This window comes from Mitsuaria sp. BK037 (assembly GCF_014193045.1).
Taxonomy (GTDB): domain Bacteria; phylum Pseudomonadota; class Gammaproteobacteria; order Burkholderiales; family Burkholderiaceae_C; genus Roseateles.
Genome location: NZ_JACHYS010000003.1, coordinates 396,488 through 410,567, shown reverse-complemented (window position 1 = coordinate 410,567; position 14,080 = coordinate 396,488). Strand labels below are relative to the sequence as shown.

The 14,080-nt window shown below is 70.6% G+C and carries 11 protein-coding genes; 5 read left to right on the top strand and 6 right to left on the bottom strand.

The window, feature by feature from the left end; genetic code table 11:
- Nucleotides 1–26: 26 nt before the first annotated feature.
- Together FHT37_RS18620 and FHT37_RS18615 are read right to left on the bottom strand one after the other, a co-directional pair.
- Nucleotides 27–632, bottom strand: a complete 606-nt coding sequence (locus FHT37_RS18620) for a DJ-1/PfpI family protein (protein ID WP_183483568.1) — start codon at nucleotides 630–632, stop codon at nucleotides 27–29.
- Nucleotides 633–712: 80 nt separating this feature from the next.
- On the bottom strand, nucleotides 713–1,933 hold the full coding sequence (locus FHT37_RS18615; protein WP_147239976.1) for an acetate/propionate family kinase: 1,221 nt from the start codon (nucleotides 1,931–1,933) through the stop codon (nucleotides 713–715).
- Between the two features lie 304 nt (nucleotides 1,934–2,237).
- On the opposite strand from FHT37_RS18615, the gene FHT37_RS18610 reads away from it, so the two are divergent.
- The gene (locus FHT37_RS18610; protein ID WP_183484184.1) at nucleotides 2,238–3,200 is read left to right on the top strand and encodes a phosphate acetyltransferase; all 963 of its coding nucleotides are present in this window, start codon (nucleotides 2,238–2,240) and stop codon (nucleotides 3,198–3,200) included.
- A gap of 96 nt (nucleotides 3,201–3,296) precedes the next feature.
- Here the strand turns inward: FHT37_RS18610 and FHT37_RS18605 are convergent, their stop codons facing one another.
- The 3 genes from FHT37_RS18605 to FHT37_RS18595 all read right to left on the bottom strand — a co-directional run bounded on the left by FHT37_RS18605 (nucleotide 3,297) and on the right by FHT37_RS18595 (nucleotide 6,523).
- A complete protein-coding gene (locus FHT37_RS18605; RefSeq protein WP_091729451.1) occupies nucleotides 3,297–3,821 on the bottom strand; it encodes a Dps family protein in 525 nt (174 codons plus the stop codon).
- A 438-nt stretch (nucleotides 3,822–4,259) separates the two neighbouring features.
- The gene (locus FHT37_RS18600; protein ID WP_091729446.1) at nucleotides 4,260–5,375 is read right to left on the bottom strand and encodes a trypsin-like serine protease; all 1,116 of its coding nucleotides are present in this window, start codon (nucleotides 5,373–5,375) and stop codon (nucleotides 4,260–4,262) included.
- A 227-nt stretch (nucleotides 5,376–5,602) separates the two neighbouring features.
- Complete coding sequence (locus tag FHT37_RS18595) at nucleotides 5,603–6,523, bottom strand: hydrogen peroxide-inducible genes activator (protein ID WP_091729441.1); 921 nt, start codon at nucleotides 6,521–6,523, stop codon at nucleotides 5,603–5,605.
- Nucleotides 6,524–6,618: 95 nt separating this feature from the next.
- On the opposite strand from FHT37_RS18595, the gene panB reads away from it, so the two are divergent.
- From panB to FHT37_RS18580, 3 genes are all read left to right on the top strand, one after another.
- Complete coding sequence (panB, locus tag FHT37_RS18590; protein ID WP_091729437.1) at nucleotides 6,619–7,467, top strand: 3-methyl-2-oxobutanoate hydroxymethyltransferase; 849 nt, start codon at nucleotides 6,619–6,621, stop codon at nucleotides 7,465–7,467.
- A 2-nt stretch (nucleotides 7,468–7,469) separates the two neighbouring features.
- Nucleotides 7,470–8,303 carry a pantoate--beta-alanine ligase gene (gene panC, locus FHT37_RS18585; protein WP_183483566.1) on the top strand — a complete coding sequence of 278 codons (834 nt, stop codon included), beginning with the start codon at nucleotides 7,470–7,472 and terminating at the stop codon, nucleotides 8,301–8,303.
- Between the two features lie 216 nt (nucleotides 8,304–8,519).
- Nucleotides 8,520–9,239 carry a peptidylprolyl isomerase gene (locus FHT37_RS18580; protein WP_183483564.1) on the top strand — a complete coding sequence of 240 codons (720 nt, stop codon included), beginning with the start codon at nucleotides 8,520–8,522 and terminating at the stop codon, nucleotides 9,237–9,239.
- Nucleotides 9,240–9,248: 9 nt separating this feature from the next.
- Here the strand turns inward: FHT37_RS18580 and recG are convergent, their stop codons facing one another.
- Entirely contained in the window at nucleotides 9,249–11,423 is a 2,175-nt protein-coding gene (gene recG, locus FHT37_RS18575; RefSeq protein WP_183483562.1) for an ATP-dependent DNA helicase RecG, read from the bottom strand.
- Between the two features lie 130 nt (nucleotides 11,424–11,553).
- Between recG and FHT37_RS18570 the strand changes: the two genes are divergently transcribed.
- Nucleotides 11,554–13,920, top strand: coding sequence for a YCF48-related protein (locus FHT37_RS18570; RefSeq protein WP_183483560.1), 2,367 nt, complete (start codon nucleotides 11,554–11,556; stop codon nucleotides 13,918–13,920).
- Nucleotides 13,921–14,080 lie beyond the last annotated feature (160 nt).

The following is a 14,080-nucleotide window of genomic DNA, read 5'->3' as shown; positions in this document are numbered from 1 at the left end:
GGTTCTTCCCTGCCGTGCCCTGGCCCTCAGTCCGGCGTCATGAACGGACGCACCCGCGCCAGCAGGCGCTCCACGTAGTCCGCCTTCTCGCCGACGGGCGCGGCGTAGGCGAGCGCGTCGCGCGTGGCGGCCTCGCCGGCCTTGCTCCACATCAGCCACGCCGCCAGGTATTGCGAGGCCAGGCAGCCGCCCGAGGTGGCCACCGGGCCGCGGGCATGGAAGGGCTCGTCGAGCACCCGCACGCCGGCCTCCACCAGCCAGGGCCGGGTGCTCGCGTCGGTGCAGGCCGGCGCGTCGCCCAGCAGCCCCAGGCGCGCCACCAGCAGCGCGCCGGAGCACTGCGAGGCGATCAGCTGCCGCGTCGGATCGATCTGCAGCCGGTCCAGCAGCGCGGAGTTCTCCGCGATGGCCCGCGTGTAGATGCCGGAGCCGAACCAGACCGCGTCGGCCTCGTTGGCCCATTCGAGCGGGCGTTTCAGCTGCACGGTGACGCCATTCATCGAGGTCACCGCCGGACCCGGCCCGCACAGCTCGGCGGACCAGCCCTGCGGCTTGAGCCGGTTCAGCAGTCCCAGCGGAAGGAAGCTGTCGATCTCGTTGAAGCCGTCGAAGGAGAGGATGGCGATGCGCATCGGAGGTCCCACCAGGCGATGCGGCCGACTGTAGCGCTCACACCCGCGCCGCCCAAGCCGGTGGGGTTATTGCCGCGGGCTCACTCGCCGGCCAGCAGGCGGAAGGTGTGGCGCGCCATCATGAGTTCCTCGTCGGTGGGGATGACCCAGGCCTCGCAGCGGCTGTCGACGGTGCTGAGGCGGCGTTCGGGCGGGCCGTCGCGGTTGGCGGCCTCCTGCACCGACACCCCCAGCCACAGGCAGCGCGACAGCACCCGGCGGCGGATCTCGGCCGAGTGCTCGCCGATGCCGGCGGTGAACACCAGGCCGTCGAGGCCGCCCATCTCCGCGGCCAGCGCGCCGATCTCGCGGGTGACGCGATGCACGAACACGTCGACCGCGAAGCGCGCCCGCGGCACATCGCTGGCCAGCAGCTGCCGCATGTCGCTGGACACGCCCGACAGCCCCAGCAGCCCGGACTCCTTGTAGAGCAGCGTCTCCAGTTCGCGCGCGTCCATGCGGTGCTCGTCCATCAGGTAGAGCAGCACGCCCGGGTCGACGGCGCCGCTGCGCGTGCCCATCGGCAGTCCGTCGACGGCGGTGAAGCCCATGCTGCTGGCGATGCTGCGCCCGCGATGCAGCGCACAGGCGCTTGCGCCGTTGCCCAGGTGCAGGACGACGACGCGCCCGTCCGCCAGCCGCGGCGACAGCGCCGGCAGCCGCGACGCGATGTACTCGTAGCTCAGCCCATGGAAGCCGTAGCGCCGCACGCCGGCCTCGAACAGCGCATACGGCAGCGCGAAGGCATCGGCGACGTCGGACTGGCCGCGGTGGAAGGCGGTGTCGAAGCAGGCCACCTGCGGCAGGCCGGGCAGGGCGGCGAAGGCGCGGCGGATCGGCGCCAGGTTGTGCGGCTGATGCAGCGGCGCCAGCGGGACCAGCGTCTCCAGCTGGCCGAGCACCGCCGGCGTCACTACCACCGGTTCCTGGAAGGCCGTGCCGCCGTGCACGACGCGGTGCCCGATGCCCAGCATCGAGAGGCCCGGGAATTCGTGCCGGACGAACTCGACCAGGTGCTCGAGCGCCCCCTCGTGGCCGAGCCGCTCGCCGACCGGCCAGTCGCGCGAGCCCGCCTTCGTGCCGTCGGCATGGGCGGCTTCGAAATGCGGCGTCGCGGTGCCCAGGCCCTCGACCTGCGCGCGCAACTCCAGCCGCAGGGGGCCCTGCCGGCGATCGTCGTGCAGCGAAAACATCGACAGCTTGATGCTGGACGAGCCGGCGTTGACGACCGCGATGAACTCGCCTTCCAGCCTTGGACCCATCGCTCACCCCTTCATGAGGGCCGCCGCCGATGCCAGACATCTGCCCGTTTCCGGCACCGCCGCGCGACCCCGCGTCGCTTGATTTGTTGCAGCGCAGCATGCATCATCGACCGCGACTCGTCGTGAAAGCCCGAGGAACAAACAGGGTCAAGCGCGCGGCGGGTCGGGGCGTCGGAAAACTTGTCCGAATGCGCGGCGACAACGGGACGCCACGCGGTCCTCCAGCACAGGGAGCCAGCCAGTGATCACCTCGTTCCGAAGCGCCGGCGGGCCGGCCGGCCAGGCGCCGTCATCGGTGCCGTCCATCGCGCCATCCATCGCGCATCCGCCCAGTGCGCACCCCCATTACGACCGCCTCATCGAGGCCGTGCGGCACCTGCCGCCGCTGCGCATGGCCGTCGTGCATCCGTGCAGCGACGTGGCGCTGCTGGCGGCGACCGAGGCCGCCTCGCTCGGGCTGATCGAGCCGGTGCTGATCGGCCCCGCGGGCAAGGTCTCGGAGGCCGCGGCGGCCGCCGGCGTGGACCTGGCTCGCTTCACGCTGTTCGATGTCCCGCACAGCCACGCGGCCGCCGAGATGGCGGTGACGATGGCGCTCAAGGGCAGCGTGGACGCGCTGATGAAGGGCAGCCTCCATACGGACGAACTGATGGGCGCCGTCGTGCGCCGCGAGGGCGGGCTGCGCACCGCCCGGCGCATCAGCCACTGCTTCGTGATGGACGTGCCGGGGCATCCCCAGCCGCTGATCATCTCGGACGCGGCGATCAACATTGAGCCGACGCTGGAGGAGAAGGTCGACATCGTCCAGAACGCGATCGACCTGGCGCATGCGCTGCGACTGCCCGAGGTGCGGGTGGCGCTGCTCTCGTCGATGGAGACGGTGAATCCGAAGGTGCCGTCGACGATCGACGCCGCGGCGCTGTGCAAGATGGCCGACCGCGGACAGATCACCGGCGCGGTGCTGGACGGCCCGCTCGCGATGGACAACGCCATCGATCCGGAGGCGGCCCGCATCAAGGGCATCGTGTCGCCGGTGGCGGGCCGGGCCAACGTGCTGATCGTGCCGGACCTGGACGCCGGCAACATGCTGGCCAAGAGCCTGAGCTTCCTGGCGCAGGCCTACGCGGCGGGCGTGGTGCTGGGCGCGAAGGTGCCCATCGTGCTGACCAGCCGCGCCGATTCGCGCACCGCGCGGCTGGCGTCCTGCGCGCTGGCCTCGATGCTGGCCGAGGCCCGCCGCGGCGGGCGCATCAAGGCGATCGGCTGAGACCGCGACCGGAGGCCCCGGCGCCGGCCCACGAAAAAGGGGACCTCGCGGTCCCCTTGCTGCCGGCGGCGGCCGGTGCGCCCGCCGTCGCGGCGATCACTCTTCCAGCAGCGAGCGCAGCATCCACGCGGTCTGCTCATGCACCGTCAGGCGCTGGGTGAGCAGGTCGGCGGTCGGTTCGTCGCTGGCCTTGTCGACCAGGTCGAACAGCGCGCGCGCGGTGCGAGCCACGCCTTCATGGCCGTCCACCAGGATGCGCACCATGTCCAGCGCCTTGGGCGGCGTGGCCGGCGCGTCCGGCAGCGAGCTCAGCTGCGCGAACTGGGCGTAGGAGCCCGGCGCCTTGTGGCCCAGCGAGCGGATGCGCTCGGCCACCGGGTCGACCGCGTTCCACAGCTCGGTGTACTGGGCCATGAACATCGCGTGCAGCGAGTTGAACATCGGCCCCGTCACGTTCCAGTGGAAGTTGTGCGTGGTCAGGTACAGGGTGTAGGTGTCGGCCAGCAGCTTGGACAGGCCTTGCGCGATCGCGGCGCGGTCCTTGTCGCTGATGCCGATCTGGAGGGACGGCGCACCCTTGGCGGAGGGCGCCTTGGCGGGAGAGGGGCTCTTCTTGGCCATCGAGGGACTCCTTCTGGGAATGGAAGACAAAAGACGCTGCGCAGCCTAACTGATCCACGGCCGCGGTCGTGTGAACGGCGCGCGCGTCAGACGACGCTGTGGCGCATCCAGTCGATCAGCGTCTGGGTGTTCAGCGCGGCGCCGGCGGCGACCAGCAGCCAGCCGACGGCGCGTTGCCCGGATCGAAGGGTCATGTCTTGCTCCTTGCAGATGAACCCACGACGGGACGCGCCTCGGGCGCTGGCCGCGTTTGTAGGTCCTCGATTCGCCGCCGACATCTCCCGGACGGAGGATGCCGGCGGCCGATGAGGTGCTACTTTAGTGATTAGCTATCGATATCGCCATTCGAATAGCTTCACCGATGTCATAGCCAGAATCAAACGTGGCGGCGCCAACGAAAAAGCCGCCCGGAGGCGGCTTTGCTGGCGCGTGGGGCGATCAGGCCTGGACGCGACGGCGGCGGCTCCAGCCCAGGCCCAGCAGGCCCAGGCCGGCCAGCGCGAAGGAGGCCGGTTCCGGCACCGCGTTGGCGTTGATGAAGTCGCGGTGGATGCTCACCGGCACGAAGCCGTTGAACTCGCCGAAGCTGCTGTTCAGCGCGTCGTCCACGTCGCCCCAGAAGCTGCCGAAGGTCAGGCCGAAGGAGGTGACCGAGGCCACCTTGCCGTCGATGAACTCCGGACCGCCCGAGTCGCCGCCGGCCGAGGACACCTCGTTGGCGCCGCGGCCGGTGTTGCAGAACTTGGCGCTGGGCGGCAGGCCCAGGCCGTCGACCGCGATGTTGCAGGCCAGGTCGTTGGCGGGCAGGCCGTTGTCGAAGTCCGACAGGTAGGTGTGCTCGATCTGCTCGGCCGGCTCGCCCAGGATGTCGGCCCAGACGCCGCCGAAGTCGGCGTCGCCGAGGCGGAAGTCATAGCGGTTGTCGCCCTGGCGCAGGCGGCCGGTGCCCAGGTTGTCGCCGACGTTGCCGCCGGTGTCCGAGCGCGCGCCGTAGCCGGCGATGTTGAAGTCCTTGCCGGTCAGGTCATCGCCTTCATACAGGCCGTGGGACTTGACCGACCAGTCCACCAGCTTGTCCAGCGACAGCACGGCGATGTCGTTCTGGTCGATCACCTCGCCGGTGTAGGCGGCGTGGACCGCGTAGTTGGTCACCTGGTAGGAGAACGAGGGCTGGTTCCAGGTGATGTTGTCCGGGTTGTTGCCGGTATAGAAGTAGACCGAGGTGCTCAGCGGGCGCGCGTTCGTGCCGTCGCTGACGCAGTGGGCGGCGGTCAGGATCGAGCGCTGGTTGGGCAGCAGCGTGCCGGAGCAGATGAACTGGCCGGCCGCGCCGTAATCCATGATCAGCGTCGCGACGCCGCCGTACTGCGAGCGCGGCGCGAAGTAGCGCGGATCGCCGCCGCCGGCGGCGGTGGCGGTCGAGGTCACGCCGACGATGGTGCTGGCGGCGGTCCAGCTCAGGCCATTGGCGGAGCCCGACACGGTGGTCGGGCCCGCATGCGCCACGCCCGCGGTCAGCAGCGCGGCGGCGAGGAGGGTGGGTCGAAGTTTCAAGATTTCCCCCTGATGCGATGGTTGGACATGGCGATGCACCCCGGTCCCTGCGTCCGGGGCGAGCGCGGCCACGGAGCCGGGTGGGCGCCGTGCGCATAGCGAGGCTATCGGTGACGACTTCGTGAGAAATTCACGGATACCCTGACGACCCCCGCTTCGAGGGGGGCGGGTCTTGCCAGCCCGTCGCGACCTGTAGCGGCCGGCGGCGGGGGACTACCGCGGGCCGGTCAGGAGAGCAGCTTCACGCCGCTGAGCTTGCAGGCGTAGACCGCGTTGCGTAGCGCGGCGACCGCTTCGTAGCGGGTGAAGGTGCGGCGCCAGGCCAGCACCACGCGACGCGTCGGGGCCGGGTCTTCGAAGGGCACGTAGCGCAGGTGCGGCGGGACATGCTCCGGCACGCTCAGCGCCGGCACCACGGTGACGCCCATGCCGGAGGCCACCATGTGCTTGATCGTCTCCAGCGAGCTGCCCTCGAAGCTCTTGCGGATGCCCTCGGCGTCGGTGGAGAAGCGCGCGAACTCCGGGCAGACCTCCAGCACGTGATCGCGGAAGCAATGGCCGTTGCCCAGCAGCAGCATGGTCTCGGCCTTGAGCTCCTCGGCGCTGATGCGCTCCTTCTTCGCCAGCGGATGCACCGCCGGCACGGCGACGACGAAGGACTCGTCGTACAGCGGCGCCACCGCCAGGCCGGCGTCGGGGAAGGGCTCGGCCATGATGGCGCAGTCCAGTTCGCCAGTGCGCAGCATGTCCAGCAGCTTCTGGGTGAAGTTCTCCTGCAGCATCAGCGGCATGCGCGGGTAGAGGTCGATGCAGTGGCGCACCAGTTCGGGCAGCAGGTAGGGCCCGATCGTGTAGATGATCCCCAGCCGCAGCGGGCCGTCCAGCGGGTCCTTGCCGCGCTTGGCGATGTCCTTGATCGCGCTGGCCTGCTCGATCACCGACTGGGCCTGGCGCACGATGTCCTCGCCCAGCGGGGTCATCGTCACCTCGTTGGCGCCGCGCTCGAAGATCTTGACGTCGAGCTCCTCCTCCAGCTTCTTGATCGCCACCGACAGCGTCGGCTGCGAGACGAAGCAGGCTTCCGCCGCGCGGCCAAAGTGGCGCTCGCGGGCGACGGCGACGATGTAGCGCAATTCGGTCAGGGTCATGGGCCGGCATTGTCCTCAGAATGCGGCCTTCTGGCACCGTCCCGTACACTGCCGCCCCACCCCAAGGGCCCCGGCCCATCCTCCAGGGGACACGCATGACCGAACCGACCCCCCCCTACGCCGCGCCGCGCCCGCAGGCGACCGCCGACCGCAAGCCCGTGACGCTGCAGCGCCTGCTCGACATGCATGCCGCCGGCGAGAAGATCGCGATGCTCACCGCCTACGACGCCACCTTCGCCCATGCGATGGAGGAGGCCGGCGTGGATTCGATCCTGATCGGCGACTCGCTGGGCAACGTGGTGCAGGGGCTGCAGACGACGGTGCCGGTCACGCTGGAGTCCATGGTCTATCACACCGCATGCGTGGCCCGCGCGCGCCGCCTGGCCTGGATCGTGGCCGACCTCCCCTACGGCACGTATCACGAGTCGCCGCAGGTCGCCTGGCGCCATGCGATGCAGCTGGCGCAGGCCGGCGCCCACATGGTCAAGCTCGAGGGCGGCGGCTGGACCACCGACACGGTGCGCTTCCTCACCGAGCGCGGCATCCCCGTCTGCGCCCACCTCGGACTCACGCCGCAGACCGTCACCGCGCTGAGCGGCTACAAGGTCCAGGGCCGCGATGAAGCCGGCGCCGCGCAGATCCGGGCGCATGCGCGCGAACTCGTCGACGCGGGCGCGCAGATGCTGCTGCTCGAGATGGTGCCCGCCGCGCTGGCCGGCGAACTCACGCGCACGCTGGGCGTGCCGGTGATCGGCATCGGCGCCGGCGCGGAATGCTCCGGCCAGGTCCTGGTGATGCACGACATGCTGGGCGTGGGCGGCGGCCGCAAGCCGCGCTTCGTGCGCGACTTCATGCAGGGCTCGGCCTCGGTCGGCGAGGCCTTCGCGCGCTACGTCGCCGACGTCAAGTCCGGCGCCTTCCCGGCGCCCGAGCACAGCTACTGATCATGCAGATCCACCACGACATCGCCGGCCTGCGCGCCGCGCTCGCGGGCGACCGCCCGGTCGCCTTCGTGCCCACGATGGGCAACCTGCACGACGGCCACCTGGCGCTGGTGCGCCAGGCCCGCGCGGCGGTGGGCGAGGGCGGCCTCGTGGTCGCCAGCATCTTCGTCAACCGGCTGCAGTTCGCGCCGCACGAGGACTTCGACCGCTACCCCCGCACGCTGGCGCGGGATGCCGAGCTGCTCGAGGGCGCGAGCTGCGACTTCGTCTTCGCGCCCGACGAGCGCGAGATGTATCCCGAGCCGCAGGGCTACAAGGTGCATCCGCCCACCGAGCTGGCCGACATCCTCGAGGGCCACTTCCGGCCCGGTTTCTTTGTCGGCGTCTGTACCGTGGTGGCCAAGCTGTTCCAGATCGTGCAGCCGGACGTGGCCGTCTTCGGCAAGAAGGACTACCAGCAGCTGATGGTGATCCGGCGCATGGTCGACCAGCTGGCGATGCCTATCCGCATCCTGGCCGGCGAGACCGAACGCACTGCCGATGGCCTGGCGCTGTCCTCGCGCAACGGCTACCTGAGCGAGCAGCAGAAGCAGGACGCGCTGCTGCTGTCGCGCACGCTCAAGGCGATGATCGGCCGCTGGCAGGCGGGCGAGCGCGACCTGGACCGCATCGAGGCCGACGCCATGCAGGCGCTGCGCGACGCGGGCTGGGCGCCGGACTACCTGACGCTGCGCCGCCGGCATGACCTCGGCCCGGCGCGCGAGGGCGAGGCGCTGGTCGCGCTGGCGGCCGCCCGGATCGGCCAGACCCGCCTCATCGACAACCTGGAGTTCTGAAACCGACGGTGTCTTTCCGTCGCCGATCCTGGGCACTCCGGGGCGCGGATGGCGACGCTGGGTGACACCCATCACCCTGTGAAGGTGTCGTTAGGGAAAGCCCGATCGGTTTTCGTGCGGGCCGCGCACCGGGGCCATGACGTGTGTCGAGGCGACCACGATACTTCGCGCTTCTTTGCCAGAAGCGGGGGCCACAAGCTCCCATTGCGAGCCCCCATGAAGACGACTTCCTTCTCTTCCTCGATCGCCGCCGCTCCCCGGTGGCTGGCCCTCTCGGCCGCCCTGGGCGGTGCCCTGATGCTGGCCGCCTGCGGCGGTGGCGATGACAACGACAGCGGCAGCCCGGCGCAGAGCCCCAAGCCCAACCCGGTGACGACGCCGCCGACGCTCACCTGCAGCGCCGCCGGCATTGCCGCGTCGAACGCCAGCACTGCCGCGCGCACCGTGTGCATGCTGACCAGCGACGGCGAGATCGTCATCGAGCTGGACGCCCGCACGCCGATCACCACCGACAACTTCCTGAAGTATGTCAGCGCCAAGTACTACGACAACACCATCTTCCATCGCGTCGTGCCGAACTTCGTGGTGCAGGGTGGCGGCTTCTCGACGGGTTACGTGGCGAAGAATCCTGGCGCCAACCTGGGCGGCACGATCAAGCTGGAGACCAACGTCGGCCTGTCCAACACGAAGTACACGATCGCGATGGCGCGTGGCACTGCGGCCGACTCGGCGACCAGCCAGTTCTATTTCAACTCGGTCGACAACAGCGCGACGCTGGACTACAAGAGCGCCTCGCAGCCGGGTTATGCCGTCTTCGGTCGCGTCATCTCGGGCCAGGCCACGGTCGACAAGATCAACGCCGAGCCCCAGCTCTACAGCGGTTCGGAAGTGACCGCCACCGAAGTGCTGCTGTACTGGGCCATCCAGCTGAAGTAAGGGCCCTGACTAGGCCTTGAGGTACTCGGTCTTGTGACCGAGCCACCGCTCCACGTGCAGCCGCGCCGCCCGCGGCTGCTCGTCGAGCAGTTTCGGCGCCAGCGCGCGCGCGGCGCTCAGCAGCGGCGCGTCTTCCTGCAGGTCGGCGAAGCGCAGCAACTGCGCGCCGCTCTGCCGCGCCCCCATGAATTCCCCCGGCCCCCGGATGTCGAGGTCGCGCCGCGCGATCTCGAAGCCATCGGTGGTTTCGGCCATCGCGCGCAGGCGTGACTTGCCGGTGTCCGAGAGCGGCCCGGTGTAGATCAGCACGCACACGCTGGCGACCGAGCCGCGGCCGACGCGTCCGCGCAGCTGGTGCAGCTGCGACAGGCCGAAGCGTTCAGCGTGCTCGATGACCATCACGCTGGCGTTGGGCACGTCGACGCCGACCTCGATGACGGTCGTCGCGACCAGCACCTGCATCTGCCCGCCGCTGAACAGCGACATCACCGCCGCCTTTTCCGCCGGCGCCATGCGGCCATGGAGCAGCCCCACCATCTTTCCGGGCAGCGCGTCGCCCAGCTCGGCGTGGGTTTCGGTCGCGTTCTTGAGGTCGAGCGCTTCCGACTCCTCGATCAGCGGACAGACCCAGTAGACCTGGCGGCCGTCGTCGACGGCGGCGGCGATCTTCTCGATCACGTCGTCGCGCCGGCTGTCGGCGAACACGCGGGTCACGATGGGGCTGCGGCCGGGCGGCAGCTCGTCGATCGTCGACACGTCCAGGTCGGCGAAGTAGGTCATCGCGAGCGTGCGCGGGATGGGCGTGGCGCTCATCATCAGCAGGTGTGGCTCGAGCGGGCCTGAACCGGGCGGCACGCCCGGCCCGGCGGAGGCCGCCGCGCCGGCCGCCTCGTCCGCGAGCTTCTTGCGCAGCGCCAGCCGCTGCGCCACGCCGAAGCGGTGCTGCTCGTCGATGATGGCCAGCCCCAGCCGGTGGAAGCGGACCTTGTCCTCGATCACCGCGTGCGTGCCCACGATCAGCGTCGCCTCGCCCGAGGCGGCGGCGTCGAGCATCTTCTGCCGCGCCTTGCCCTTGACGCTGCCGGTGATCCACGCCACGTGGATGCCCAGCGGCTCCAGCCAGCCGATCAGCTTGCGGAAATGCTGCTCGGCCAGGATCTCGGTGGGCGCCATCAGCGCGCACTGCCAGCCGGCATCGATGGCCACGGCCGCCGCGAGCGCCGCCACCACCGTCTTGCCGGAGCCGACGTCGCCCTGCAGCAGCCGGTGCATCGGCTGGGGGCGGGCGAGGTCGGCGGCGATCTCCTCGGCGACGCGGCGTTGCGCGCCGGTCAGCGCGAAGGGCAGGGCGGCGAGCAGCCGTTCATGCAGCCCACCGGGCGCGCCGCGCAGCACCGGCGCGCGCAGATGGGCGCGCTCGCGCTGGGCGCGCTGCTGGCTGAGCTGCTGCGCGAGCAGTTCCTCGAACTTGAGCCGTTGCCAGGCCGGATGGGTGTGATCTTCCAGCGTCGACAGGCCGGCCGACGGCGGCGGGTGATGCAGGAAGTTCAGCGCCTCGCGCAGCGGCGGCAGGCCGCGCGGAATCAGCGCCTGCGGCAGCACCTCGTCCAGCGGCGCGCGGCGCAGCGCCGAGGCGACCGCCTTGCGCAGGTAGGCCTGCGGCAGCTGCGCGCTGGTCGGGTAGACCGGCGTCAGCGACGCGGCCAGCGGCGTGTCCGCGTCGACCTTGCGGAAGCTGGGGTGGACCATCTCCCGGCCGAAGAAACCGACGCGGATCTCGCCGCGCACGCGGGCGCGCGTGCCGACGGCCAGCGTCTTCTGGTGCGAGGGATAGAAGTGGAGGAAGCGCAGCGTCAGCAGGGCGCCGTCGTCGTCGCGCAGCTTGACCAGCAGTTGCCGCCGGCCGCGGATCTCGATGCGGCTCTCGATCACCTCGCCCTCGCACTGCAGCGTGTCGCCATCGCGGGCCTGGCCCAGCGGCGTCAGCGTGGTCTCGTCCTCGTAGCGCAGCGGCAGGTGCAGCGCGAGGTCGATGTCGCGCGTCAGCCCCATCTTTTCCATCGCCTTCTGCGGCGCGGACTTGGCGGCCGGCGCCTCGGTCGCCGGCGCGCGCCCGCTCGGATCGGCCCCCGCGCGTTTCGCGGCGGGCGACGGCGGCGGGACGGTGCTGCGGGCCTCGGACATGGCCGCGATTCTGCCTCGGCGTCTCCCCCGTTCGGGTGGAGCGGGTGCACCCGGGGCTGGCGCGGCAAGGGCCTCGGGCAGAATCCGCCCGCTTCAAAAAGAAGACAAATTGATACATCGGGAGGATTCCTTGAATACGAACAAGCGTATGCGCGCCGGCTGGGCTGGCGTGCTGATCAGTGCCGCGCTGCTGAGCGCCTGCGGTGGAGGCGGTGGGGGCGATGACGCGCCACCGCCGCCGCCGCCGGTCCAGGGCGTGGCCATTCCGGACAACCTGGCGATCGCCGCCGCCGCCTCGACCGACGTCACGTCCGGCACTGCCTTCACCAGCAATGCCGCGGCCACCACCGGCCTGAGCTTCGCGTGGAACTTCGGCGACGGCACGACCAGCACCGAGGCCAGTCCCAAGCACGACTACGCCAAGGTCGGCGATTACGCGGTGACGCTGAAGGTCTCCAACGCCGCGGGCGCTTCCAAGGAAGTGAAGTGGACGGTGTCGGTCAACAACCGCACCCACGTGCAGGGCCTGAGCTGCACCGGCGCCGAGGGCGCCGGCTGGTGCTGGCAGGCGCCGCGGCCGACCGGGACCGTGCCGGCGGCCTTCTTCTTCATCGACGCGAGCAATGGCTGGTCGGTCGGTGACAACGGCGAGATCCTGCGCACCCGCGACGGCGGCGGCAGCTGGACCAAGCAGGCCTCCGGCCTGACGACGCGGCTGACGACGATCCGCTTCTCCGACGCCAACAACGGCTGGGCCGCCGGCGACGCGGGCGCGCTGCTGCGCACCACCGATGGCGGTGCGCGCTGGACGCTGCAGCCGACCGCGCAACCGCCGATGACCGGCGCCTCGCTGCAGCTGGCCGGCGCCGGCACGCTGGTGATGTCGATGAACGGCCTGATCCGCGCGACCGCGGACGGCGGCGCGACCTGGAGCCAGGCGACGCTGACGCAGGAGCCGATGCTGGCCGCCGACGGCACGCTGTGGTGGTTCGACAGCGGTGCGCTGCGCAAGTCCACCGACCTGGGCAAGACCTCGACGGTGGTGCTGCCGGCCACGCCCAACGTGCCGCTGAGCGGCTTCCAGGTCTTCGGCAACGCGGTGGTGGCCACCGGCACGAGCTCGAACTACGTGAACGGCCAGGGCTGGGTCTACACCCTCTCGATCCGCCAGAGCGCCGATGGCGGCCAGAACTGGGACACGGTCGTCCCGCAGGGGCTGCCGTCGACCGGCTACTTCTCCTCGGGCAATCCGCAGTTCGTCGATGCGTCCACCGGCGCCGTCGTCACCAACGGCACGCTGTACCGCAGCGTCGACGGCGGACGGAACTGGTCCGCGGTGGCGGCGCCGGCGAACGTGTACCCCGGGTTCACGGTCAGCTACAGCCTGGCCGCCCGCGGCGTCTGGATGCGGCAGTACTACGCCGCGTCCGGCCTCGGCACCGTGACCGAGCTCAGCACCGACCTGGGCCTGACCTGGCGCGCCGCGCGCCTGGACTTCGGCGGCCAGCTCACGCCCATCGACGGGCAGACCTGGCTGGTGACCGGCTGGGACAGCGTGACGCGGATCAGCACCGACCTGCAGACCTGGAAGCGCATCGCGGGTCCGGACGCCGATGCGGCGGGCAAGACGCTGCAGGCCTTCTGGTTCTTTGATGCCAAGCGCGGCTTGGCCCTGTCGGCCAAGGGCGACCTGATGGAAACCGCCAACGGCGGCCTGGACTGGACCGTCAAGGTCGGTGGGCTGACCAGCTCGGGCTACTACTCGATGCTGCCGCGCTTCCAGTTCGTCGACGCGAAGAAGGGCTGGCTGCTGGCGGCGGACGGTCGCATCTACCTCACCGACGACGGCGGCCTGAGCTGGCTCACGCCGCTGCAGTCGAGCGGGCGCACCGTCACCGCCTTCCACTTCATCGACGCGAGCACCGGCTTCGCGCTGGCCAGCGACTACCAGCAGTCGCAGCAGCGTCAGTTGCTGCTGGCGACGACGGATGGCGGCAAGTCCTGGACGCAGCAGGCGACGCTGGACGGCTACTACAACGACCTCAAGTTCAGCGGCCCGCTCAAGGGCACGCTGGTCGGCAACGGCGGCGCGGTGGGGGTCACCAGTGACGGGGGCAAGACCTTCACCGGTCGCTTCTCCGGCACCAGCGCGACCCTCCACCAGTTGGCCTTCAGCGATGCCGACACCCTCTGGGCGGTCGGCGATGGCGGCCTGCTGATGTCGAGCAAGGACGGCGGCGCGAGCTGGACCCTCCAGACCAACGTCAGCCTGCCGATGACCGGCCTGCGCGCCATCCGCTTCCTGACGGCGCAGCAGGGCTGGGCGGTCGGCGACAGCGGCACCGTGCTGATGACCACCGATGGCGGCGCGACCTGGAAGAAGCAGTTCGTGGGCACGCAGGGCTCGCTGACGCAGGTGTTCTTCGTCGACGCACGCACCGGCTGGGTCGCGGGCAGCGCCGGCACCTTGCTGGCCACCGGCACGGGCGGCCAGTAAGCCGTCGCCCGTCCCCTGAAGCCGGCCCGGTCGCGAGACCCGGCCGGCTTTTTCATGGCCCTGCGTGATCGATTGCCGCTTCCGGGCCCGCAACCGGGCATTTCCCCCGGGTCGTCGAGGCGACCGCCGCCACGGTCCGCTGCTAGGCTGTGCCGACCTC

Excerpts from the sequence above, each read along its gene's own strand:
- FHT37_RS18620 (WP_183483568.1), bottom strand. The coding sequence starts at position 632 with ATGCGCATCGCCATCCTCTCCTTCGACGGCTTCAACGAGATCGACAGC.
- FHT37_RS18615 (WP_147239976.1), bottom strand. The coding sequence starts at position 1,933 with ATGGGTCCAAGGCTGGAAGGCGAGTTCATCGCGGTCGTCAACGCCGGC.
- FHT37_RS18605 (WP_091729451.1), bottom strand. The coding sequence starts at position 3,821 with ATGGCCAAGAAGAGCCCCTCTCCCGCCAAGGCGCCCTCCGCCAAGGGT.
- FHT37_RS18595 (WP_091729441.1), bottom strand. The coding sequence starts at position 6,523 with ATGACCCTGACCGAATTGCGCTACATCGTCGCCGTCGCCCGCGAGCGC.
- panB (WP_091729437.1), top strand. The coding sequence starts at position 6,619 with ATGACCGAACCGACCCCCCCCTACGCCGCGCCGCGCCCGCAGGCGACC.
- panC (WP_183483566.1), top strand. The coding sequence starts at position 7,470 with ATGCAGATCCACCACGACATCGCCGGCCTGCGCGCCGCGCTCGCGGGC.
- FHT37_RS18580 (WP_183483564.1), top strand. The coding sequence starts at position 8,520 with ATGAAGACGACTTCCTTCTCTTCCTCGATCGCCGCCGCTCCCCGGTGG.
- recG (WP_183483562.1), bottom strand. The coding sequence starts at position 11,423 with ATGTCCGAGGCCCGCAGCACCGTCCCGCCGCCGTCGCCCGCCGCGAAA.